This window comes from Streptomyces sp. DG2A-72 (assembly GCF_030499575.1).
Taxonomy (GTDB): Bacteria; Actinomycetota; Actinomycetes; order Streptomycetales; family Streptomycetaceae; genus Streptomyces.
On record NZ_JASTLC010000001.1, the window covers coordinates 2,824,046 to 2,846,069 of the forward strand.

A 22,024-nucleotide genomic window follows, 5' to 3' on the forward strand; every position below is an offset into this window, starting at 1 on the left:
GGAAGCTAGCGCCACCGGCGATGCCGAGCGTGATGTGCGCCTTGCTTGAAGTGCACCCCGACGAGCCGCACCGAGGCCGGGTACTCGACGAGGAAACGCCTCGTCCATACCCCCATGAACCACCCATCGGTGAACACTGCCGACGGCACCGAAGGATCGGAATCCCACAGGCGGGCGGGTCCACCCAGCTTGATGAACAGATGCGCCGACGGCATCGGCGGAACGTTCATCCGACGGTGCCGCGGCACCCCGGTCAGGCAGTAGATGTCATCAATGAACCGGTCGAGCGGCGGGGCGGGCACCCGGCCGACGAATTCCATGGAGTCAGTGTGGCCGACGGGGGGTTCGGTTCGCGAGGGAGCCGATCGGACGCGGATCGGCCGACGGCCGTGGCCAGGCCACGCGCGTGAACCACCCGCGCACCAGCGGCTCGCAGAACGAAGGCGCCCCGGCCGTATGCCGCCCCGAACGCCGGTCATCGACCGCCGGTCATCAGGTCACCAGCCCGTGCCGGTAGGCGTAGACGACGGCCTGGACGCGGTCGCGGAGGCCGAGCTTGGTGAGGATGCGGGAGACGAACGTCTTGACGGTTTCCCGGCTGATCAGCAGGGCCGCGGCGATCTCGCTGTTGGACAGGCCGTCCGCGATCAGCCGCAGGACCTCCAGTTCGCGGGGGGTCAGCGGAATGTCCCGGGCCGGGCCGTCCTCGGCGGGACGGATACGGGCGGCGTACTTGCCCACCAGTTGACGTGTCACGTCGGGGTCCAGCAGGGCGGCGCCCATGGCCACGGTGCGGATGCCGTGCAGCAGCCGGTCCGGCGGCGCGTCCTTGAGCAGGAACCCGCTGGCTCCGGCGCGCAGCGCCTCGTAGACGTACTCGTCGAGGTTGAACGTCGTCACCACGAGCACCTTGGCGGGGTGCGGCACCCCGGACCCGGCCAGCAGCCGGGTGGCCCCGATGCCGTCGAGTCCCGGCATACGGATGTCCATCACGACGACGTCCGGACACAGCCGGCCGACGAGATCGACGGCGGCCTGTCCGTCGCCGCACTCGCCGGCCACCTCCATGTCGGGCTGGGCGTCGATGATCGTCACCAGCCCCATGCGGACCAGTAGTTGGTCGTCGCAGACCACGACCCGGATCGGCTCTGTCACGACGGGCCCTTGGCGGGGATGCGCGCCCGCACCACGAACCCGCCGCCCGTGCGCCGGCCCGCGCTGAACTCGCCACCCAGGACGTCGACCCGCTCCCGCAGCCCGGCCAGGCCACGTCCGCTGCCGCCGGGGGATGTCGCCCGCGAGCCGGATGCCTCCGTAGTGACTTCCACGGTTATCTCCTTGTCGCCGTGGCGCACCATAACCGAAGTGCGAATGCCGTGGGCGTACTTGAGGGCGTTCGTCAGGGCCTCCTGCACCACGCGGTAGGCCACCAGGTGGGCGCTGCCGGTGGACTCCGGCGGGGTGCCCTCCTCGGTGAACTCCACCGGCTGGCCCGCCCTGCGCGTCTGTTCCACCAGGGTGCCGAGGGTGCCGGCATGCGCAGTCCTGTCCTCGGTCGGCTGCGTGCTGTGGTCGGGGTTGAGCAGGTCGAGCAGGTGCCGCAGGTCGCCGATGGCCTGCCGGCCGGTTTCAGAGACGGCGGTCAGGGCTTGTTCGAGGCGCTCGGGAGCGGAGGTCAGATAGCGGGCCGCCTCGGTCTGCACGACCATCGCCGTCACATGGTGGGTCACCACGTCGTGCAACTCGCGGGCGATGCGGGTGCGTTCGGCGGTGCGGGTCTCCTCGGCGACGCGGCGCCGGCGTTCGGCTTCCGCGATGCGGGCGGCGCGCAGCCACGCCCCCATGCCCCAGACCAGGGCCGTCGCCACGTAGAACATCACGAACCCGCTCGTCGACTCGCCAGAGCCGAGCCGGGAGAGGACGACGGCCAGCGGTACGTACGCCACGGAGAGGGCGAGGACGGTGGCGCGGCGGTGCTGTTCCGCTCGGGACCCGGCGCCCAGCAGCGCGAGGGCCAGCGCCGTACCGGCCAGCGAGTGGTAGCCGAGCAGTTGGTCCATGGCGAAGCCCACCGACACCAGTGCCACGCAGGCCAGCGGCCACCGGCGGCACATCATCAGCGGGAGGCTCTCCAGGGCGATGACCACCACGGCCAGCGCGTCGAAGGGCCGGTTCGGGACACCGCCGAGTTGTGTGCCGTGGCTCTGCAGCGAGGGGAGGAAGGACGCTGCCAGCAGCAGCGGGCCGAGGACGAGGTACCAGGCCGTCACGTCGAACTGGAGCCACTGGCCCGGGGTCCGGCGGAGCCGGATGCGGAGGAAGGCTCTCCGGCGGGCGATCACCGGACGAGCCTAGTGGTGGCGTCGTTCCGGTCGGTGCGTCGGCGGGGCACCACGTGGCCGCGCCGGTGGGCCAGCCACATGAACGCGATCGTCACGAGCACGCCGAACAGGATCGCGTACACACTGCCCTCCGGGCCGAAGTCGCCGCCAGTGAGCAGTTCCGGGCCCGACATCGAGGAGTTCAGCAGGCCCTGCGGGGTGTCGTTGCCGGAGACCTCGGTGCTGAAGATGCCGGACGCGGCGAAGTTCCAGCCGAAGTGCACGCCGATCGGCACCCACAGCCTACGGGTGGCGACGTACGCGGCGGTGAGCATGCCACCGGCCTCGATCGCGATGGCGAAGGCGCCCCAGAGGCTCGCGTGCGGGTTGAGCAGGTGCGACGCGCCGAAGAGCAGGCCGGTGAGGATCAGCGCGATCCAGGTGCCGGTGTGTTCCTCGACGATGCGGAACAGCACACCCCGGTAGAGGACTTCCTCCGTCACGGCGGCGGCGGCCATGAAGCCGAACAGTCCCACTGCGCCCGTCGGCGATCCGAGGCCGTCGACCTCGTACTGCCCGGAGGAGAAGAGGTTCACGATGACGGCCGAGAACATCGCGGCACCGATCAGCAGGCCCCGGCCGACCGCGGGGGCGGCGCCCTCCATCCCCACTTCCGTGGACGGGCGGTGCTCGGTCCGTCGCACCACCCAGCCGTAGACGAATATCGCGAGTACGGCGGCCAGGCTGCCGACGACCAGTTGAAGCCACGGATTTCCGTCCACCGCGGCAAGGCCCTGACCGCCTGCGAACGAAATTGCCACGACGGCCAGAAGCTGCCAGATGAACCTCATGAGAACCCCTCTGAATTCCTTCGGAAAAAGCCCGTTCGGCGTGCGCGCCGCGGCCAGGACAAACGCTAGGGATTTCGTGGTCCGGGATCGTCACCACGCAGAGCGCACTTGGGCGTAGCTCCCGTGGGGGACGGGCGCCGACTAGCGCTTGTTCCCGGCGGCCTGTGCGGCCTGTGCGGCGACGCGCTGGATGGCCTCGACGGCGATGTCTGGGCGGTCGACGTGGATGTAGTGGCCGGTCCCCGCGGCGGTGCTGAGCGTGCTGCGGGAGGACAGCGCGCGCCACTGCTGCTGGCCCTTGGACCACATCGTTTCCAGCGCGGGCCCGTACTCGGGGACCTCGGCGTACTGGGACTCGTGCTTGATGATCTGCACCGGGATCTTCCCGGCGGAGCGGACCTTAGTGTCGGCGATGATGAACTGCTCCGGGTTCTGCCCCTCGTTGACCGCAATGGTCTGGTCGCGCAGTTCGGCCGCCATGCCGGTGGCCGACTCGGGGATCGCCTTCGAAATGTCGGCGGTCAGGGCGGGGATGGTGGCATCCATGAGCACCAGTCCCTTGATCCGGTCCGGGTGGTCGGGGGCGTACCGGGCGGCGATGTACCCGCCCAGCGAGTGGCCGACCAGGACGACGGAGCGGTCACCGGCGAGGCGGTCGAGGACGCCGGTGAGGATCTTGGCGCTGTCGTCGATGGTCTGGGTGCCGTTCGGCTGGTCGCTCTTGCCCTCGCCGAGCCGGTCGTAGGAGCAGACCCTGCCCTTCTCACTCAGTGTCTTCTGCAGGTCGGCCATGGTGTCCAGCCCGTCGCCCCCGCCGGCCATCAGCATCACGAGAGGCTTGTCCTCCGTCGCGTTGCCCGAGCAGGAGACGTTCACGGAGTGCTTTCCGACCCGGATCTTCTTGGTGCCGGAGAACTGGTCTCCGTCCCGGTCCTCGTCCCCGAGGTTCTTCTCCGCGCTCTCCTCGGTGACCTTGCCGGCGGTCTTCTCCGCGGTCGACGCGGGTCCGTCGCAGGCGATGAGCGCGGCGCCGGCCACGACGGAGGAGAGTGCGGCGATGGCGGTTGCCTTGATCCTGCGGTTCATCCCTTGCCTCCATAGAGCGGTACACATTTCAAATGCGGTGTGTATTTCAAAGCGGTGTCTGTTTCGGGGCTCTGCGGCCACGACCAGAACGCTATGGAAAGCGAGGCGTGAAATCGTCACTCCCTGGCGCGCACTTGCGTGTGGCTCATCAGGGGGACAGGCAGGGTTTCGGGCGCAGTCGCACGATGCCCGGTTCGTGATCAACCGAGGGCGGAGGAGGAGTGCGAGGGGGCGGCGAGGGTCGCGGGCGTTGCGACGGAAGCCGGCCGCGATGTTCTTCGCCCTGGCCGCGCGGAGGGCTTCGATGGCGAGGTTGCGCCAGGTGGACCCGGTCTTACCGAAGCCCGTGCCGGTGGTCACCAGCGTCGGCTGCGGCTGGCGCCCGTCCTTGCTGGTCAGACGGGCGAACGCCTCGGCCTGATGCGCGTACGGCGGCGGGAAGTCCGCCGGTTACCAGTCCAGGTGCAGCTGTCGCCCGTCCGCCTCCGGACAGAGGGGACGGCGGATCCGTAGATACGACCCCCCGGAACAGCCCGTCGACCGGATCGGTGAGGAAGTCCTCCAGAGCGTCCTGGGTGTCGGGCTAGGCCAGCGCGAAGGTCGTCGTCAGATACTCGACCGTGGTGTCGCGCAGTGTCTGCGCGGCCAGTGTGGGTCTCATGACGCGCTGCGGCCCCGTCTCCCGCTGCCGTCCCGCCGATCGGAATCGATCACGTTCCACTCTGCGAGGAGGGGCCGACAACGCCACCCGGTTTCGCCGAGGTCAGATGAGATGCGGCGGCGGCACGATCAGCACCACTGCGACGAATCGGGCGTGCGGAATGGCTTGGGTCTCGAACCAGCCGCCGCACGGCAGCACATGCCGGCGTGCGCTTCTTCCCGCCGGCTCGCCGAGGTCGTTCGGATCGACTCCGAGGTTGGCCAGCTCGATGACCTTGCTGGTCATTTCCCTGACCTCATCCTGAACGATCTTGGGAAAGGACAGTTGGTCCTCAGCCGCGAAAGCGTAGTCCCACGTCCACTCGTCGCTCACCGGCCGGTGTCCTCAGGAAGGACTCCGGCAGCGATGGCGGCGGTGCGGCGGATGGCGGCGATCTGCCGGACGATGTCGCGGGCCTCCGCGAGGTCGGTGACGACGTCGGCCTTGTGTTCCAGAGTGCGCAAAAGGGCCGCGGCGTCCGGGTCCCGTTCTATCGCGACCTCTACCGCCCACATCTCGGTGAAGACCCGGAGCGGGGTGGGGTCGGTCGCCTCCCGGGCCTGTCCCGTGGCTTTGGCACGGGCTTCGTCGAACTCGGCGAGCCGGTGCGGGGCGACCTCTGTGAGAACGGCCCGCAGGGCCTCGGGGGTGGCGGGCATCTTACGGACTGCGGTCATCGGGTGCGGCTGCTCCTCAAGGTGTCGAGCTGTCTTCCGAAGGTACCGGGGCCGCAGGGCGAGGGCGAGCGGTTCGAAGGCCGAGGCCACCGCCGAGTGATCCGTCACTCACCGAATCCCTTGAGGTAGGCGCCGCGCCCGACGGACCAGGGGCTGGGCGAAGCCGGGAGTGTGTACTCCGCCCAGACCGTCTTGCCCGGCTCGTCCGGGCGCGGGTGCCAGTCCCAGCGCGTGGCCAGCCCCGATACGAGGACCAGCCTGCGGCCCGCCTCCTCCTCGGGGCCAGGCCCATCCTGGGGGGCAGGGCGGCGCGGGAGACATTCCGTGCGGGTGTCGGTGACCTCCAGCCCCTGAACGGCGAACGCCCTGTCGGAGTGAGGACCATGATCCTTTCCTCGACTCGCAGGGTCTCCCCGGAAGCACGACAGCCTCGATCCCTCCAGCAGAGCCTTGGGCCCCAGCCATCACCGGTGGCGAAGACGCCATTTGAACAGCAGCACCGACAGCTCGTTGGACAAGTGCTCAGCCTCGGCGAGCGGCGCCGTCCGGCCACACCACGTCCACGGGGATACCCGCCGCCTGGGCTTCAAGCACCATGTCGGCGGTGCCGCCCTTGCCGGTGGGCGGTTCACCGTTCCATACGGCAACGACTCGGTCGGCGCGTTGGATGAGTACGGCATTGGCGGCCTCGTACGCCTGCCGGCTGGCCGTCTCGTGCGGGAGGACGAGAACTTCCTCGGCAGCTTCGACGAGGCGATCGAAGATGAGGACGTGGTCGGGCTTGACCTTGTTCTGGCGGTAGTCCTGGGAGGGGACGACGACGGTAAGACGGCCGCCGGCGGCGAGAACGGCTTCGGCGAAGAGGGAGTCGGCGCCCTTGGCGATGCAGGAGACGCCGACGAGACCGCCGTCGTCGGCGTACTGCTTGAGCAGATCGTCCAGGGCGATGCGGACCAGAGGGACGCTGTCCTCGGTCAGGTCCATGTGCCCGGTCACCGCGATGGTCGTCACGGTCCTCTCCATCTGGACGTCACGCATCCGTCGGTGTCCGCGTAGCGCAGCAGCAGCGCTTGCGCCACGTCAGCACCGGAGGGCACATTTTCTCCACGAATCGGTGCAACCTTTTCCGTATTCGGAGAGTCCGCGTCTACATGCATACGCACGCCTTGGACGCGTAGGCCCAGTCGGGCCAGCTCGCCCCGCAGCCGGTCCCGCTCGGCCAGGCCGAGCCCCAGGGTTCGCATGCTCTGCGCGAAGACCGGCTCCGGCACGGCACCGTTCACGGCGGCACGCCTCAATCGGACAGCAACTCCCCCATCGCGGGCTCGCCCCGGAGACAGGAGCGCCACAGACTATGAGCACCCCGCAGTACCCGTCCAGTCCGCGTCCCTCGGACTACGAGCTCGACGCATGGCATGCCATCCAGCAGTTCAAGGGCCGCCCACTGTCGCGAGGGATGAGAAACGCCGGCGAGCAAGTGGCCAACGGCGTCGCGGAACTCGGCAAGCGTGCCGCGAAGCAACTGGAGAACCGCCCACGGGCGAAGTCGGCGGTTTCGCGTGGACAGGAAATCGTCGCCAAGGGCGCTCAAAAGGTCGGCGCTGGGGCGCGCGGAGCCGCCGATGCCCTGCCGGGCTGGAGCGGTACCGCCGTGCAGTCCATACGGCAGACGGTGGGGCGGGTCTCGCGAGCGGGACTCTCCTCCAAGCGGGTGGTGACGCTACACAAGAAGCGCGGGCACGACGTCGCGTCGCTGCCCGATCTGCGCCGCCTCGACCTCGAACAGATCGACGCGGTCCGTGGACGGGCGGTGAACTGGTACTACCCGGCCGCCGCGGCGGTCTCGGGAGCGGGTGCCGGACTAGTGATCTCCGGAGGGGAGCTCGTCATCGCCGCCTCCGCCGGCGCCGCGGCAGCGCCTTCAGCAGGTGCGATCGCGGGGGCTTTTGCTGCCGATACCGCAGCCGTACTCGGACTCGCGTCCCGCGCCGTCGGCCATGTCTCGCTGTTCTACGGCTACGACCCCGAGGAGCCTGCCGAGAAGCTCTTCGTGATGTCTGTCGTCAATGTCGGGACGGCAAGTTCGGCCACCTCCAAGAACGCCGCGATGGCCGACATCTCTCGGCTCACCCAGGCGCTCTTCCGCGGCAAGACGTGGGAGGTCCTGAACGGCGCGGTTGTCACCAAGGTTTCCCAGCAGTTCGCGAAGGCGTTCGGCTTTCGACTCACCAAGAAAGGACTCGGCAAGGCCGTACCCGCATTCGGGATCGTCGTCGGAGGCACCCTCAACTGGACCACTCTGGAGGGGATCGTCGACGCCGCCGAGATGGCGTACAGGCGGCGGTTCCTCCTGGAGAAGTACCCGCATCTCGCTGACGAGGAGGCATCCGGATCATTTGTCGACACCGGCCCGGACATCCCGGACGACGCCGACGAGGAGATCAGCTTGCTCGACGAGATAGCCGAGGCGGGCGGACCCAACCTCCACTGACTCGGCGTTCTGGCGGTGAACGTCTTCATGCGACCGCCAGGACGAACGCGGCTCAGGTGCCCCCGCCGCGAACCCGCTCCTCACGCCCGACGGCGAAGTGCGGGCGTGCCACGTCCTTGGAGTGGCGTACATGCACGGCCTGTTCGGGTACACCTCCACCCTCACTCCCCCAACCCCCAGGCCACAACCCCCGCCACCCGGCACCGAACCGCATCCGCCGGGCGGCAAGACCGTTTGGGCCGAGGTGGGTAACCGGCCCAGTTGACGAGGAACCTCCCGCCCAACTGGTCGGCTAAGGTTGCCCGTTCACTGTCCGTGGTCACCTTCGACGCGCTACGGTCCCAGCAGACGAACGCGAGGGGACGGGACGCCCCTCGGACGCGGCATACGGCGACGACGGGAGCGCAATGGCAGAGGACGCGGCGGCCGGGGCGGACAACCGAGGCCTCTTCGACGACTTCGGCGCCTTCCGGACCCCGACCACCGAGGACTTCAACTCCGTACTGACGCACGGCCTGGTCGCCCCCGACGCCAACGTCCTGTTGAACCTGTACCGCTACACCGAGCAGGCGCGCGGCGACCTGCTGCGCGCGCTCGGGGCCTTGGAGGACCGATTGTGGGTGCCTCACCAAGTCCTCGTGGAGTTCTGGCGCAACCGTGAGAGCACTCTCAGCGACGCACGGTCGTCCGGTGCGCAGGCCGCCGAGGACATGGCCGGTCACGCGGACCAGGCAGAGCGGACGCTGCGCACCTGGGCCAATCGTGTGGCCCTGCCGGAGGAGGAGACCGAGCATCTGCGCAGTCAGCTGAACAAGGTCTTCGACGACGCGCAGGAGACGATCGTCAAGGTCGGCGAGGGTGAGTGGCAGAACATCACCCACGACACGAGCACTGATCCGGTCATCACGGAACTGGAGCCCGCGCTCGACGGCCAGGTCGGTGCTCCGCTGAGTCCGGAGGATCACGACAAGGCGATCGCGGAGGGCATGCGCCGCGTCGAGAAGCGGCTGCCTCCGGGCTACATGGACAAGACGAAGGAGGGTGTGGGAGCCGCCGCCGACTATCTCGTGTGGGAGCAGATCCTCCGGGAGGCCGGCCGCCGCCAGTGCGACGTGCTGTTCCTGACGGCGGACGTCAAGGAGGACTGGTGGCGCAAAGAGCAGGGCTTCAACCGCGGCCCTCGGCCTGAACTGACCGAGGAGCTCAGGACCGCGGGCGGCGGACGGCTCTTCATGCTCACGCCCAAGCGGTTCCTGGAGGTCGCCGCGCCGATCCTGGAGTTCGGTCTCCGGGAGGGGTCCGTCGAGGACATCGAACGCGTCGAGCGAATCGGGACCGACGACGGAACCTACGGAGGCTGGACGACCGACGCGCTCCAGGAACTCTTCGACCGGCTGACCTACGAGAGCTACGAGGACAGGGTCGCCGTCATCAAGTACGCCGCTGAGATGGACGGTGTCGCGGACGCCAAAAGCGTCTACGCCATCTGCCACTACCCCGAGAGCCGCTCCCTGAGAGGCTTCACCAAACCGGTCACGCGCATTACCGGCCTGCTGCGCAACCTGGGAAAGATCCCGGAGTCGGCCGTCCAGGTCCTGAAGGCCGAATACGACGCGGGTCCAGGCCCCGCGTCCGGCTTCTGCGTCCACCCCCTCCTCGTACCGCTTGTCAACGAGCTGGGAGTCGAGGACGAATCGTGACCGCCAGCCGGGCATCTCACGTCACGGAAGCAGTTGGCGAAGCCGCGTTGTTACCCTCCGCGCCATGCCCCATTCAGCAGCGCGGGAGATGCGTCGTCCGATCCTGTCGATCCACCCGTACGTACCGGCCATTGAGCAACAGGGCGATGTGATCTGCTCCATGGCCTCGCGCGGCGACTGCGACCACAAGCTCATCGCGGAGGTATGCCCCGAGTTCAGCGACGGCACCACACCCCGCTGGTGGGTGTGCGGCGAGTGGCTGACCAGCCACTCGTCAGCCATCGCCCATATCACCACGAACGGCTTCCAGGTGCCCGCCGTACCTTAACGGGTCAGTGCCGGAGCCCTGCGGTGGCGACTACGCCGACCGGTACACGGCCTGATCCGGATCCGGCCTCACGATCACACCGTCCTGAGCGAGCTCGCGCAGGTTGCGGAGGGCCTCCTTGCCCGCGGCATTGTCGTCCGCCGGTCTGTACCCGGCGACTCGTAGGGCCAGTACGGCACGTTCGGTGTCCCAGGTGCCTCCCAGTGCCTGGATCACCTTGGCGAGCGCCTGCTTGTGCGACAGCGACTTCTCGGTCATCTCACCCTCCCCTTCCAGAAACCGCCACAGCATGGCATACGGCGGCAGGGCTACTGCCGACCGGACCAGCTCAGAATCGGAAACTGAAGAGACCGCCCTCCTCGCTCGCGTCCGTCAGCCGTGGGCCGATGACACGGTACTCGGCACTGAAGCCGCGCTGGACCGCTACCCGTCAGCAGCCACGCCTTGAGCAGGCGTCACACGCGCCTCTTCGCCATTTATCCGGCGTTTGCCAGTTGCCATGTCATGGGCATTCTGTATGGGTCTGATCACCTGCGTGGGTGCAGCCTTGGGGGGCCGATGTCACAAGGGGACGTCTGGGCGGGAAAGGGCACCACCGGATCGGTCGCAGACCTCGTCACCCGGTTCGGCCAGGAGGTCAGGGCCAAGCTGCAAGGTCCTGCCGGGGCGGTCAGCGGCAAGGAGGAGAGCCTCACCACGCCGGTGGAACACCTGCTGCGCGGTATGGCCTCGAGGCAACGCCTCAAACTCATCGCTCACGGTCAGAGTCGCGTCAAGAGACTCAGGATTCGACCGGACTTCGCCATCAGCTGCGGCGGCAGGACCATAGGGCACGTCGAGCTGAAGCAGCCGGGCAAGGGGGTCGATCCAGAGAAGTGGTCTGTGAAGAGCCACGACCGGAAACAGTGGGAGAAGATCAAGGCCCTCCACAACGTGCTGTACACCGATGGATACCAGTGGGCGGTCTACCGATTCGGTGTGCAAATCGGCCCTACTGGGCAACTCGTTGGAGATCTCCAATCCGGTAGTCGGCAACTCGTCGTCGCGGACGACGGGTTCGAGCGCGCCCTCACGCACTTCTTCACGCCGGCGCCCCTCACTCACGGCAGCATCGGCGAACTGGTCAAGCGCATCGCGGGAATCTGCGCCCTGCTGCGCGACGAGGTCACCGAACGTCTCACCCGCGAGGAATCCGGAGAGGCCAACGCATCGTTCTCGATCCTGGCCGGGAACTGGAAGGATCTACTCTTTCCCGATGCTCGTGCGGAGGAGTTCGCGGACCATTACAGCCAGACGCTGACCTTCGCCATCCTGCTGGCCCGCCTTGAGCGCATCGATCTGGACAAGCTCTCCCTCCCCGATGTAGCGATCCGATTAGGCAAACGGCACTCACTGATGGGCAAGGCGCTGGCGGTACTGACGGACGAAGCCCTCGACGATCTGCGCGGGATCACCGACACGCTGATCGACGTCATATCCGCCGTCGACCCCGAGATGTTCAAGGACGAGACCGGAGACGCCTACCTCCACCTGTACGAGGGCTTTCTGAGCGCCTACGACCCGGAACTGCGACGGCGGACAGGGACGTACTACACACCCGGCGAGGTCGTCCGCTTCATGGTCGGGTTCACCGACGAGGTGCTGCGGGACCGGCTCGGCCAGGAGGACGGGTACGGAAGTGAGGACGTCACGGTGGTCGACCCTGCCATGGGCACCGGGACCTTCCTCATCAACATCATCGACCACGTCGCCAAGAACCTGTCATTGAAGTACGGCAAGATTCTCAAGTCCGGACTCCTCCGGGACCTGTCGAGTCGACTCGTCGGTCTGGAGAAGCAGACCGGGCCGTACGCGGTGGCCGAACTCCGTGTGCACCACGCCTTCCAGTCCCACGACGCCGATGTCACCGGTCACCCACCGAGGCTTCTGGTGGCCGACACACTCGACGATCCCTCCGTCGAGCACCACCTGGGCTTGATGTACGAAGCGATCGCCCGCCACCGCCGCATGGCGAACAAGATCAAGGCGGACGAGAAGGTCATGGTGGTCATCGGCAATCCGCCCTATCTGCGGGGTGCGCGACAGTCGGGCGTCGGACGCTGGGTCACCGACGGCAACCCGAACGATCAGGGCCCGATCCTCGCCCGTTTCCATCCCGAGGACAACGGGCGTGTCGGATACGCCCTCGACAACCTCTACGTCTACTTCTGGGCGTGGTCCACCTGGAAGGTCTTCGACCAGGTGACGGCTTCGGGCACGCCGAAGGCGCCCAGCGGGGTCGTCGCTCTCATCACCAACTCCGGATACCTGGACAGTGAGGGCGCGGCCGGCATGCGTCACTACCTGCGCGAGGCGGCCGACGAGGGCTGGGTCATCGGTCTCTCCCCCGAAGGCCCCTACTCCGACACACGCACCCGTGTCTTCCAGGACGTGAAGCGCGAGGTCTGCATCGCCGTCTTCGTCCGCCGGGGTTCCCCGGACGCGAGTAATCCGGCGCGGGTGTGGCGACTCGACGTACCGGCGGGTACGCGCGAGGAGAAGTTCGGCTGGCTGGAAGCGCTCGGCGTCGAGGGCCACCGGAACGGGACTTCCTGGCAGCTCTGCCCCACACAGTGGACCGCGCCCTTTCACGTCACGCCCGACTCCGAGTGGTCAACCATGCCGCCGGTGGACGCCCTGCTGCCCTGGACGAGCACCGGCAACACGAACAACCGCAGTTGGCCCGTCTCACCCAGCCAGGACGTTCTGGAAAGGCGCTGGCGCAGGCTCGTCCAGGCTCCGACAGAGGCCAAGGCGACGCTGATGAAGAGCACCGGGGATCGCCGTCCGGACAAGCCCGAACCACCCCTGCCCGGCCAGCAGGAGAAGGGCAGTCTCGCCGCGGAGAAGGAGACGGTTCCGGTCATCGTCCGGTACGGACGGATGACCTTCGACCGGCAGTACATCATCGCGGACCGGAGAGTGATCGACCGGCCGCGGCCGGCCTTGTGGTTCGCCCACGACGACCGGCGTCAGATCTACCTGTCCGAACTCCACACAGAGTCAGGTCGGCCGGGCCCGGCGGTGAGTTTCACCGCCCTTCTGCCCGACGTTCACCACTTCAAAGGCACCGAAGGTGGCCGCGTCGCGCCCCTCTACCGCCACTCTCACCGGGCGGAACCGAACGTGACGCCCGGACTGCTGCAGCTGCTCACCAAGACGCACGGCGTGACGGTCACCGCCGAAGACCTCCTCGCGTACATCGCGGGCACAGCCGGCCACAGCGGCTACGCCCGCCGCTTCGCCACGAACCTGGCCGAGCGTGGCGCCCGCGTCCCCCTGACGCGCGACTCGGCCTTGTGGGCGGAGATGGTGGAGATGGGCAGGCGTACGGTGTGGATCCACACGTACGGCGAGCGTTTCGCTTCTCACCACCACAACAGCTCGCACGGACCGACACCGAGACTGCCCCCGGCAGAGCAACCGGAATGCGTCGTCGCGATCGGAGAGGACGACGGGCTGCCGGACAGCATCTCCTACGACGCGACGACGCGAACCCTCACGGTGGGCACTGGCTCCATACGTCCTGTGGCACCGGAAGTGTGGGACTACCGGATCGGCGGGGTGCAGGTGATCCGCAAGTGGTTCAGCTTCCGCAAGCGCAAGCCGGACGTGGAGCGGCAGACCCCGTTGAACGACATCCTGCCTCCAACCTGGCCTTCCCGGTGGACCATTGACCTGCTGGACCTCATCAACGCGCTCGGGCTCCTCGTATCCCTCGAGCCCCGACAGGCCTGGCTTTTGGACGCCGTCAGCAGCGGCCCGCTCATCACCACCGACGACCTCCGGGACGAGGGCATCCTGCCCGTGCCTGCCTACGCGACCAAGGAACCGAAGCCACCGCGGACGTCTCGGCGCAGTCCCGGGCCAGGTCAGGAGAGCCTCGACTTCCCAAGCTGACGCGCGCCCAGCCTGAGTTCCCGGCGGCCGTACCGCAAACGGAATGTGCCCGTGCTATGACGCACCGTACGGGCCGCACTCACACATGCGCGGAAGCTTCGCTGTGAACGACCCGCACAGGCCGATGTTGAGCGCCGTCAGTCGCTGCTGGCCGTCCAGGATCGCTGTGATTGCCCGGCTGCCCAGCGGACCAGTCGGTGCGCAGTGGGCGTTGTCAGGCTCGTGATAGTCGCGCATGAAGTCGTAGAAGGCGAAACGGCCGGAATTGCCCTCCTGAACCTGCCACATGAGGAACGAGCCGATGGGATAGCCACGCATCAGGCTGTCGTACAACCGCGTGATCTTGTCCCGCGACCAGACGAACTCACGCTGAATCGCCGGCAACACGTACTCGCGACGATGGATCGCACACCGTAGCGTCCGAAGTCAGGGCGTCGCAGCGAGTGGTAACACTCAGGCCGCCGGTTTCCAGCGGTACCCCTCGCGAGTTTCGTCGTACGGACGCGACAGCGGTTCAAGCTCCGTGCGCACGAGTTCGGCGTCAGGGTCAGCGACCCCCGCCGGTGCCGCGCCCCGGGCTACTGCCAGGCCCGTACCAGGTCTTCGGGTCCCCAGTGGGCCGCAAGGGGAAGATCGCCGGTCACGCCGCTGCGGGACACTGCGACCAGCGGGGTGTCCGGGCCGGCGCCAGGTACGGCCGGCACGTCCCGGACGAGAGTGTCGTATTCACGTCTGCCGAAAGGCTGGGACTCCAGCCACTTGATGGAGCCGACGAAGTGCACCGCGCCCGCCACGGGTTCGCGATCCGCGCCGATCAGGTCGACCTCGGGGTTGTTCTGCCGGTTCCACCAGCCGCCCACCGCCTCTGTCTCAGGCCAGTGCTCGTCGGGCAGCAGCCGTAGCAGTGACTCGCGAACGACCGGCTCGACGGCGCGTCCCCGCCAGGTCGTCCATGAGCGCTCGATGCGCTCCAGGGCCAGATCGCCGCGACCGCGTTCGATGAGCGGGATCCCTCGCTGCAGGAAGGCCAGCCAGAACCGCAGGTATGGATCGGCGATGCGGTAGCGCTTGTTCTTGGTGTCGGCCTTCCCGGACAGTGGCAGATCGGCCGCCAGGACCCGCTTGGTCTGCAGGGTGTTCAGCAACGGAGACAGCGTGCCCGACGGCAGCGCTCCCGTCCCGCCGGCCTGGGCGGCGATGGCGGAGAAGGTCCGCTCGCCGCTGCCCACCGCCTCCAGCACCGCCCGCGACAGCGAGGCTTCGGGAAACTCCCCGAGGAGCGACAGCTCACCCGCGACCAGCAACGGCGACAGCGGGTTGGTCACCGCCGCCCGCAGGAAGTCCGCCCGGCTCAGCCCCGGCCGCCACGACTGGACGATCTCCGGAAAGCCTCCCGTGATCAGCAACGCATCCACCGCGTCCGCTGCGTCGAGTTCCGTCATCGCCTGCACATCGGCCAGGTGCAGCGGCTGAACAGTCATCTTCGTCGCCCGCCCGAAGAACGGACGGCCGTAGGACTGCAGGGCCTCCATCACCGACATGTCACTGCCGACCAGGACCAGCAGGACCGGCTTGGCGGACAGATGGCGGTCCCAGACCGTCTGCAGCGCCCCCTCGAATTCCGCGTCCTGCTCCACCAGCCACGGCACCTCGTCGATCACAGCGATGCTCGGGGCGTCGTCCGGGAGCGCGATGGCCAGTGAGCGCAGCGCCTGATTCCAGTCCGCAGCCTGCAATCCGGCCACCAGCTCCGCTCCCGGCAGAGCAGCGGACTGCGCCAGCGCCGCGGTGAAGTCCGCCCGCTCGGCCGTGGCATTACGGCCCCGGGTTGCCTGGAACACCACGTACGGCATCCCGGACCGGTCGCAGAATTCCTGAACCAGACGAGACTTCCCCACACGCCGCCGCCCCGTCATGATCACGGCCTGCCCCCGAGTGCCCCCCGCACCTTCGATCACAGACCCGAGCTGTCGGCCCAGCAGATCGAGATCGGCCGCTCTGCCTTTGAAGTCCATCGGCGACCCCTCAGGAAGGAAAGTTAGATTGCATCTTACGTAGAAAGAATCTAACGCAGATGCCAGGAAATTTCCTTGAGATAAAATGGCCCGCCTCCAAGGCCATAAGTCCAGGTCAGAGCCGAGAAAGCAGACGAGTCGGGCTGTACGCCGGGTTCTGTCCCCCAGGTTCCTCGCGGAGCCCAGGGCGACGGCCATCCATCTAGGACCGGCGTTGCCGCCGGCCTCGTGCGGTCTACCCGCGGACTTGGGCGGGCAGCCCTCGAACGTCCGCGCAGAGACGCCCCTCTTTCGAGAAGGCGGCTCCTCTTGACCTTGCTCCGGGTGGGGTTTACCTAGCCGCCTGAGTCGCCTCAGGCGCTGGTGGTCTCTTACACCACCGTTTCACCCTTACCGAGGACCGAGATCCCCGGCGGTTTGCTTTCTGTGGCACTGTCCCGCGGGTCACCCCGGGTGGCCGTTAGCCACCACCCTGCCCTGTGGAGCCCGGACGTTCCTCGGGGAGGTCCATAGGAACCTCCACGCGGCCGTCCGCCCGGCTCGTCTGCCGTGTCGACCATGTTACCGGGCGTGGGTCCTTCCTCGATCCCTTCCTCGATCCCTTCCTCGACCCCCTCCTCGGTCCGTTCCTCGGTCCCGCCGCCGACGTCGCCAGCACCGAGCCCGCCAGGATCAGCGTGAAGGCCGCGACGATGCCTGCCGTCAGCGGCTCGTCCAGGAAGATCGCGCCCGCTGCCACCGCGACCGCCGGGTTGACGTACGTGAAGACCGTCGCCCTGGTCGGGCCCGCCTCCTTGATCAGCTCCAGGAAGGCGACGAAGGCGACCGCCGTGCAGACGGCGCCCAGGGCAGCCAGCGCGGCCAGGACCTGGGTGGAGGGCAGCTCGGCAGGCCTGGTCACCGCCGCCGCGGGGGCGTAGACCAAGGCCGCGAGGGCCAGGCAAGGGGCGATGAGCTGGAGGGTCGGGATGTCCTTGAGGTAGCGCGCGGCGATCAGGGGGGCGGTCGCGTAGCCGATCACCGTTACGAATACCTCGGCCAGGGAGCGGGCGTCGCCGCCGGTCAGGTGCGGGACCGTGAGGACTCCGACGCCGGCCAACCCCAGCGCCAGGCCCGTCGCACGCCGTACCCCCAGCCTCTCCGTGTGGCCGAAGAAGCGGGCCAAGGCCACTCCCACGATCGGGACTCCGGCGATCAGCAGGCCCGCCGTGGAGCTGGACAGGTGGCGTTCGGCGTCGGTCAGGGTCCACCAGGGGCCGATGATCTCGATGCACGCGAAGGCCAGCATCGGGCGCCAGTGGGTCCGTATCGTGCCGGGCAGGCCGCCCTGGCATATCGCGAAGGGCAGGAGCAGGGCGGCGCCCAGCGCGCAGCGCGTGAACACCACCGTCGACGGGGACAGCGGGGCGTCCACCGCCACTTTGATCAGCAGGTAGGGGATGCCCCAGACCACTCCCATCAGGGAGAACAGGAACCAGCCGCGTGCAGTCATGCGGCTATGATCACCGGATCAGCGGCGCCCGTCTTGAACGCTGTTGCGGTACGCCGCCGGCGTCACCCCCAGCACCCGCCGGAACCAGCGCGTGAGGTGTGCCTGGTCGGCGAAGCCCACCATCCCCGCGACCTCGGCCGGCCGCAGTCCGGACTCCAGCAGTCCGCGGGCCCGGCCCACCCGGTGCTGGGCCAGCCAGGCGTACGGCGGTATCCCCATCGTCGTACGGAAGGCCCGGAGGAGTTGGTAGCGGGACAGCCCCAGGTCGGCGGCGAGCTCGGCGAGGGAGGGCGGCGCCAGGAGCTCGTCGGCGAGCCGGTCGCGTACGACGTGGGCGATGTGCGCGGCACCGGGCACGACGTCGTTCGCCGCTCGGGCCGTCGAGTGGCGGCGGGCCAGCGCCGTCAGCAGCCACGGGAGGCGGGACTCGGCCTCCAACGGGTCGGGGCAGGCGCTGAGTTCGGTGTGGGCGCGGTGGAGGGCGGTGGCGAGTTCGGGGTCGTCGAGGAGGGGCTCGCGGAAGTACGGGAGGCTGTCGCCGAGGGTGCCTTCGGTGAGCAGGGAGGGGTCGGGGTACAGGGCTCGGTAGGCGTAGCCGTCGGACGCGGCGGGGCGGCCTGTGTGCATCTCGCCGGGGGCGAGTACGACGATGGAGCCCGGGCCGGGGCGGAGGTGGTCGCCCCGGTAATCGATGACCTCGGAGCCGCCGACGCAGATGCCGATGCTGAACTCCTCGTGCGTGTGCGAGGCGTAGACGTGCCGGTCGAAGCGGGCGGTGAGCAGGTCGAGCGGGGGGCCGCAGCGGCCGAGCCGTGCCCTGGTCCAGCTGGCCTGTTCCCGTGTGCTCACCTCGCACCCCCTCAGTCCGAGGGGATCAGAGGAAGTCCGTGGTGTCCAGTTCGAAGGCGAAGGGTTCGGGGAGGGCGAGCGGTTTACCGAAGGGGCGGGTGCAGTGCTCTCGGTAGTCGTCCTGCCTCGGGTCGCTGAAGAGTGTGACCTGGGAGGTTTCGCGGTCGGCCAGCAGATAGAGCGGGATGCCGCCGCGGGCGTAGCAGCGGCGCTTGGCCTCGCGGTCGGCCTGCGGTTTGGTGGAGGTCACCTCCAGCACCATGGCGACGCCCTCGCAAGGCATCCAGGAGTCGGCGCCCCCGAAGAGGTCGGATTCGACTGGCGCGAACGTGACGTCCGGGATCGCGTGGTTCTTCGGGCAGGCTCCCCCGCTCTTCAGCCTCAGGCCCTTGTTCCCGGAGAGATCCATGTCAGTCCGGGAATTCTTGATTACTTGCCGCACGATCCGGCTGATGTACTTCTCGTGCTCCCCGTCCGGCGGCGGCGTCACAACGATCTCCCCCTCGATCAGTTCTGCCCGGAAACCCTCCGGGGTGTCGAGGGACATAAAGATCTCCAGCAGTCCCTCAGCCGGCGTGGTGGGCTCATGAGCCACGGCAGTCATGTCACGCCCCTCCTTCGGTCGCTCGCCAGACTGGGACATCGGCTGATCACCTGTACGTGAGATCGGGATCCGTTCCCTCGATCGTGGCACACGATCACGGTCACCGTCAGAACACGTCTCGCTTGACCCTGCCGCAACGTCAACGTCTCTACTAAAGCCATGCGGATCGGAGAACTCGCCACAGCCGTCGGCGTCACCACGCGCACCGTGCGGCACTACCACCACCTCGGCCTGCTGCCGGAGCCCGAGCGGCTGTCGAACGGCTACCGGAACTACACCCTGCGCCACGCCGTCGTGCTCGCCCGTATCCGACGGCTGACCGAGCTGGGGCTCGGGCTCACGGAGGTACGGGACGTCCTCGCGGACGATGCGGGCCGGGACCTCGCCGAAGTGCTCACCGAGCTCGACGAGGACCTGGCCCGGCAGGAAGCAGCCGTCCGGGAGCGCCGGGCGCGGCTCCGTGCCCTCCTCGACTCCGAGGAGGATCTGCCCGCCGAAGGGCCCGTCTCGCCCGAACTGGCCGCGCTGTTCGCCGAGATGGCCCACCCCGACGAATCCCCCATGGCCGCCAAGGACCGCGAGATGCTCGCGCTCATCGAGACCACGGCCCACCCGGAGGAACGGGAGCGGCTGATGGGTCTGCTCGGCGGCGCCCTGGCCACACCCGGCGGTGTCGAACAGGCCCTCGCGGTCTACGCCCTCCTCGACGCCCTCGCCGACGCCCCCACCGACGATCCCCGCGTGGACGAGGCCGCCCGTGCCCTCGCCGACTGCATCCCCCGCGAGCTGCTCCCGGACGACGTCGGCATCGACCACGACGACAGTTTCCTGCGCGCCTTCTACGCCGACTTCGCCCCGGCGCAGGCGGAGGCGATCCGGCGCGCGCTGCGGATCGTGACGGGGGAAGAGGAGGGGCGGCCATGAGGATGACCATGCGGATCGCTGACGCCCTCCTCCGGCACGAGCTGCGGCTGCTCGTCAGCCTGGTGCTGTGGGCCACCAAGCGGCGGCACGGGACGGGCGGCGGCGGGCAGGCCTTCGGGTACGCGCGCGGGCAAGGTGCGGTGATGTTCGGGTTCGCGTTCGTGTGCGTGATCGAGACGCTGACGATGTCCGTCCTGCTGCGTCACTGGCCGACCGTCGAGCGGGTCGTGCTCGTCCTGGACGTGTACGGCGTCGTCGTCATCGTCGGCCTGCACGCCGCCTCGGTCGTGCGGCCCCACGTGCTCAACGACGGCGTGCTCCGCGTCCGTTACGCCGCCCACGTGGATCTGCGCATCCCCGTCACCCACATCGCTTCCATACGACGGGAGCTGCGGACCACGCACCAGCGCACCGACGGTGAACTCGACATCCCCGTGGGCTCGCAGACCGATGTCACGATCGAACTCACCGAGCCCGTCACCCACTTCACCTTCTTCGGGCGGCAGAAGACCATCCGACTCGTTCGCCTGCACGCCGACGACGCCGACAGCCTCGTACAAGCGACGAAGCAAGCGACCAAGGAAGCGATCACGCAGGCGCGAAACGCACCCTCGCCGCTGCCGGATCCGCTTGGGTGAGCCGTACGCGGAGGCGTTCGCCGAGGGGCAAGGGCTCGGCGTCGCTCTCGATGGGGGCTACCACCGCCGGGGACTCCAACTGGATCTTCCCGACCCTCGGACGGCGCTCCTCCACATCCACCACGCACCCGTCGAAGAACTCGCCCACCCGGTCCTTGAGCAGCGCCGCCTCCACGATGTCCACGCAGGCGCGCTCCACCTGGCCCGCCCTGCGCGTGCCGTCGGCCATCTCCTTGGGGAGGGTGTCGAGGGCGACGAGTACCCATTCGGGCACAACACCTCCGGAAACCGTCGCCAGGCAGATCTCGGTGGCGTAGCGGTCGGCGAGGCGGCGAAGGGGGGCCGTGCAGTGGGCGTAAGGCGCTGCTACGGCGGAGTGCGTCGTGATGTCCGGCAGGATCTCGTTCCGGAAGACCGTGTAGCCCGCGCCGCGCAGCAGCGTCGTGCACTCCAGCAGGAACGCCGCGTGGTGCGGGCGGTGCGGGTCGAGGGAGCGGATCAGGGCCGCGTACGAGACGTGGTGCGGCCAGTCGATGTGCAGCGCGTGTGCGGTACGGCGGAGGCGGCCGACGGCGCCGTCGGGGGCGGCGGGCAGGGTGCGGAGTACGCCGGTGCCGGCGCCCAGCATCAGATCCGCGGCCGCCATCCCCGTGAGCAGGGAGATCTGGGCGTTCCAGCCGTCTGCGGGGAGTGGGGCGCGGTAGCTGAGCTCGTATGTGTGGTCGTGCTCTACGATCTCCTGCTCGGGCACGTTGAGCGAGATGCCGCCGCGTTCGATCTCCAGGCGTTCCCTCGCCTCCCCGATCTCCTTGAGCAGCGCTAGCGGTTCCTCGGCCGTCTTGGCGTCGATCTGCTTCTGCACCCCCGCGTAGTCCAGCTTGGCCCGGCTGCGGACCAGGGCCCGGCGGACGTCGACGGCGAGCGTGCGGCCGTCCGCGTCGAGGTCGATGGTCCACAGGGCGGCCGGGCGGGGCTGGTCCGGGAGCAGGCTTGCCGCTCCCTCGCTCAGCAGCACCGGGTGCAGCGGGATCTTCCCGTCCGGGAAGTACAGGGTGGTCACCCGGCGGTGGGTCTCCAGGTCCAGCGGCGACCCGGGTACGACGAAGGCGGCGACGTCGGCGATGGCGTACCGGACGCGGTAGCCGGTGCCCTGGCGGGAGAGGTGCATCGCCTGGTCGAGGTCGGTGGAGGTGGGCGGGTCGATGGTGAAGAGGGGGATGTCCGTGGCGTCGTGCTCCGGCACGGCGGGTGTGGCCGGGACGGCTTCGGGCGGGAAGCTCTCGGAGACGCCTAGTTCGGTACGCAGCGCGGTGAGGGCGGCCCGGAGAGGGGCTTCGGGGGCGCCGGTCACGCGGATGTGGCGGCGGGGCATACCCATGAGCCTAGGCACAATTCGGCCCGGACGCCGG

At 68.5% G+C, this 22,024-nt stretch carries 21 protein-coding genes, 1 other RNA gene and 1 pseudogene; 6 read left to right on the forward strand and 17 right to left on the reverse strand.

The window, feature by feature from the left end; genetic code table 11:
- Positions 1-5: 5 nt before the first annotated feature.
- From QQY66_RS13515 to QQY66_RS13560, 9 genes are all read right to left on the reverse strand, one after another.
- A complete protein-coding gene (locus QQY66_RS13515) occupies positions 6-320 on the reverse strand; it encodes a DUF6597 domain-containing transcriptional factor (protein ID WP_301979553.1) in 315 nt (104 codons plus the stop codon).
- A gap of 172 nt (positions 321-492) precedes the next feature.
- Complete coding sequence (locus QQY66_RS13520) at positions 493-1,155, reverse strand: response regulator transcription factor (protein WP_301979554.1); 663 nt, start codon at positions 1,153-1,155, stop codon at positions 493-495.
- Positions 1,152-2,270, reverse strand: coding sequence for a sensor histidine kinase (locus tag QQY66_RS13525; protein ID WP_301987293.1), 1,119 nt, complete (start codon positions 2,268-2,270; stop codon positions 1,152-1,154). Before QQY66_RS13525 ends, QQY66_RS13520 begins: the two co-directional genes overlap by 4 nt.
- 68 nt (positions 2,271-2,338) lie before the next feature.
- A complete protein-coding gene (locus tag QQY66_RS13530) occupies positions 2,339-3,172 on the reverse strand; it encodes a CPBP family intramembrane glutamic endopeptidase (protein ID WP_301979556.1) in 834 nt (277 codons plus the stop codon).
- Positions 3,173-3,313: 141 nt separating this feature from the next.
- The gene (locus tag QQY66_RS13535; RefSeq protein WP_301979557.1) at positions 3,314-4,258 is read right to left on the reverse strand and encodes an alpha/beta fold hydrolase; all 945 of its coding nucleotides are present in this window, start codon (positions 4,256-4,258) and stop codon (positions 3,314-3,316) included.
- 583 nt (positions 4,259-4,841) lie between these two features.
- Complete coding sequence (locus QQY66_RS13540) at positions 4,842-4,979, reverse strand: hypothetical protein (protein WP_301979559.1); 138 nt, start codon at positions 4,977-4,979, stop codon at positions 4,842-4,844.
- Positions 4,980-5,021: 42 nt separating this feature from the next.
- Positions 5,022-5,291, reverse strand: a complete 270-nt coding sequence (locus tag QQY66_RS13545) for a hypothetical protein (protein WP_301979560.1) — start codon at positions 5,289-5,291, stop codon at positions 5,022-5,024.
- On the reverse strand, positions 5,288-5,635 hold the full coding sequence (locus QQY66_RS13550) for a hypothetical protein (RefSeq protein ID WP_301979562.1): 348 nt from the start codon (positions 5,633-5,635) through the stop codon (positions 5,288-5,290). Before QQY66_RS13550 ends, QQY66_RS13545 begins: the two co-directional genes overlap by 4 nt.
- A gap of 522 nt (positions 5,636-6,157) precedes the next feature.
- The gene (locus QQY66_RS13560) at positions 6,158-6,646 is read right to left on the reverse strand and encodes a hypothetical protein (RefSeq protein ID WP_301979564.1); all 489 of its coding nucleotides are present in this window, start codon (positions 6,644-6,646) and stop codon (positions 6,158-6,160) included.
- A gap of 343 nt (positions 6,647-6,989) precedes the next feature.
- On the opposite strand from QQY66_RS13560, the gene QQY66_RS13565 reads away from it, so the two are divergent.
- The 3 genes from QQY66_RS13565 (at position 6,990) to QQY66_RS13575 (ending at position 10,154) form a co-directional block, all read left to right on the forward strand.
- The gene (locus QQY66_RS13565; RefSeq protein WP_301979565.1) at positions 6,990-8,126 is read left to right on the forward strand and encodes an EcsC family protein; all 1,137 of its coding nucleotides are present in this window, start codon (positions 6,990-6,992) and stop codon (positions 8,124-8,126) included.
- 407 nt (positions 8,127-8,533) lie between these two features.
- Positions 8,534-9,826, forward strand: a complete 1,293-nt coding sequence (locus tag QQY66_RS13570) for a PIN-like domain-containing protein (RefSeq protein ID WP_301979567.1) — start codon at positions 8,534-8,536, stop codon at positions 9,824-9,826.
- Positions 9,827-9,890: 64 nt separating this feature from the next.
- Positions 9,891-10,154, forward strand: a complete 264-nt coding sequence (locus QQY66_RS13575; RefSeq protein WP_301979568.1) for a hypothetical protein — start codon at positions 9,891-9,893, stop codon at positions 10,152-10,154.
- 30 nt (positions 10,155-10,184) lie between these two features.
- Here QQY66_RS13575 and QQY66_RS13580 read toward each other — a convergent pair whose 3' ends face one another.
- Positions 10,185-10,412: a hypothetical protein gene (locus tag QQY66_RS13580; RefSeq protein WP_301979569.1), complete on the reverse strand. Its 228-nt coding sequence runs from the start codon at positions 10,410-10,412 to the stop codon at positions 10,185-10,187.
- Positions 10,413-10,712: 300 nt separating this feature from the next.
- Between QQY66_RS13580 and QQY66_RS13585 the strand changes: the two genes are divergently transcribed.
- Positions 10,713-14,093 (forward strand): type ISP restriction/modification enzyme, encoded by a 3,381-nt coding sequence (locus tag QQY66_RS13585; RefSeq protein WP_301979570.1) that lies wholly within the window; start codon positions 10,713-10,715, stop codon positions 14,091-14,093.
- 54 nt (positions 14,094-14,147) lie between these two features.
- On the opposite strand, the gene QQY66_RS13590 is transcribed toward QQY66_RS13585, so the two are convergent.
- The 6 genes and pseudogenes from QQY66_RS13590 to QQY66_RS13620 all read right to left on the reverse strand — a co-directional run bounded on the left by QQY66_RS13590 (position 14,148) and on the right by QQY66_RS13620 (position 19,053).
- Positions 14,148-14,498, reverse strand: a complete 351-nt coding sequence (locus tag QQY66_RS13590) for a DUF262 domain-containing protein (protein WP_367667081.1) — start codon at positions 14,496-14,498, stop codon at positions 14,148-14,150.
- Between the two features lie 173 nt (positions 14,499-14,671).
- Positions 14,672-16,108: a DUF234 domain-containing protein gene (locus QQY66_RS13595; RefSeq protein WP_301979573.1), complete on the reverse strand. Its 1,437-nt coding sequence runs from the start codon at positions 16,106-16,108 to the stop codon at positions 14,672-14,674.
- A gap of 130 nt (positions 16,109-16,238) precedes the next feature.
- Positions 16,239-16,651: RNase P RNA component class A (rnpB, locus tag QQY66_RS13600), an RNA gene on the reverse strand.
- 166 nt (positions 16,652-16,817) lie between these two features.
- A pseudogene (locus QQY66_RS50370) lies at positions 16,818-17,600 on the reverse strand (DMT family transporter); the annotation flags it as partial.
- An 18-nt stretch (positions 17,601-17,618) separates the two neighbouring features.
- Positions 17,619-18,449: an AraC family transcriptional regulator gene (locus tag QQY66_RS13615; protein ID WP_301979577.1), complete on the reverse strand. Its 831-nt coding sequence runs from the start codon at positions 18,447-18,449 to the stop codon at positions 17,619-17,621.
- Positions 18,450-18,474: 25 nt separating this feature from the next.
- On the reverse strand, positions 18,475-19,053 hold the full coding sequence (locus tag QQY66_RS13620) for a Uma2 family endonuclease (RefSeq protein WP_301979578.1): 579 nt from the start codon (positions 19,051-19,053) through the stop codon (positions 18,475-18,477).
- A gap of 159 nt (positions 19,054-19,212) precedes the next feature.
- Between QQY66_RS13620 and QQY66_RS13625 the strand changes: the two genes are divergently transcribed.
- Positions 19,213-19,977: a MerR family transcriptional regulator gene (locus tag QQY66_RS13625; RefSeq protein WP_301979579.1), complete on the forward strand. Its 765-nt coding sequence runs from the start codon at positions 19,213-19,215 to the stop codon at positions 19,975-19,977.
- An 8-nt stretch (positions 19,978-19,985) separates the two neighbouring features.
- A complete protein-coding gene (locus tag QQY66_RS13630; protein WP_301987295.1) occupies positions 19,986-20,615 on the forward strand; it encodes a hypothetical protein in 630 nt (209 codons plus the stop codon).
- On the opposite strand, the gene QQY66_RS13635 is transcribed toward QQY66_RS13630, so the two are convergent.
- Complete coding sequence (locus QQY66_RS13635; protein ID WP_301979581.1) at positions 20,566-21,987, reverse strand: RNB domain-containing ribonuclease; 1,422 nt, start codon at positions 21,985-21,987, stop codon at positions 20,566-20,568. The genes QQY66_RS13630 and QQY66_RS13635 overlap by 50 nt on opposite strands.
- Positions 21,988-22,024 lie beyond the last annotated feature (37 nt).

Coding starts and splice junctions, on each gene's coding strand:
- QQY66_RS13580 (WP_301979569.1), bottom strand. CDS start 10,412: ATGACCGAGAAGTCGCTGTCGCACAAGCAGGCGCTCGCCAAGGTGATC.
- QQY66_RS13550 (WP_301979562.1), bottom strand. CDS start 5,635: ATGACCGCAGTCCGTAAGATGCCCGCCACCCCCGAGGCCCTGCGGGCC.
- QQY66_RS13595 (WP_301979573.1), bottom strand. CDS start 16,108: ATGGACTTCAAAGGCAGAGCGGCCGATCTCGATCTGCTGGGCCGACAG.
- QQY66_RS13535 (WP_301979557.1), bottom strand. CDS start 4,258: ATGAACCGCAGGATCAAGGCAACCGCCATCGCCGCACTCTCCTCCGTC.
- QQY66_RS13515 (WP_301979553.1), bottom strand. CDS start 320: ATGGAATTCGTCGGCCGGGTGCCCGCCCCGCCGCTCGACCGGTTCATT.
- QQY66_RS13630 (WP_301987295.1), top strand. CDS start 19,986: ATGCGGATCGCTGACGCCCTCCTCCGGCACGAGCTGCGGCTGCTCGTC.
- QQY66_RS13620 (WP_301979578.1), bottom strand. CDS start 19,053: ATGACTGCCGTGGCTCATGAGCCCACCACGCCGGCTGAGGGACTGCTG.
- QQY66_RS13585 (WP_301979570.1), top strand. CDS start 10,713: ATGTCACAAGGGGACGTCTGGGCGGGAAAGGGCACCACCGGATCGGTC.
- QQY66_RS13635 (WP_301979581.1), bottom strand. CDS start 21,987: ATGCCCCGCCGCCACATCCGCGTGACCGGCGCCCCCGAAGCCCCTCTC.
- QQY66_RS13625 (WP_301979579.1), top strand. CDS start 19,213: ATGCGGATCGGAGAACTCGCCACAGCCGTCGGCGTCACCACGCGCACC.
- QQY66_RS13565 (WP_301979565.1), top strand. CDS start 6,990: ATGAGCACCCCGCAGTACCCGTCCAGTCCGCGTCCCTCGGACTACGAG.
- QQY66_RS13570 (WP_301979567.1), top strand. CDS start 8,534: ATGGCAGAGGACGCGGCGGCCGGGGCGGACAACCGAGGCCTCTTCGAC.
- QQY66_RS13575 (WP_301979568.1), top strand. CDS start 9,891: ATGCCCCATTCAGCAGCGCGGGAGATGCGTCGTCCGATCCTGTCGATC.
- QQY66_RS13530 (WP_301979556.1), bottom strand. CDS start 3,172: ATGAGGTTCATCTGGCAGCTTCTGGCCGTCGTGGCAATTTCGTTCGCA.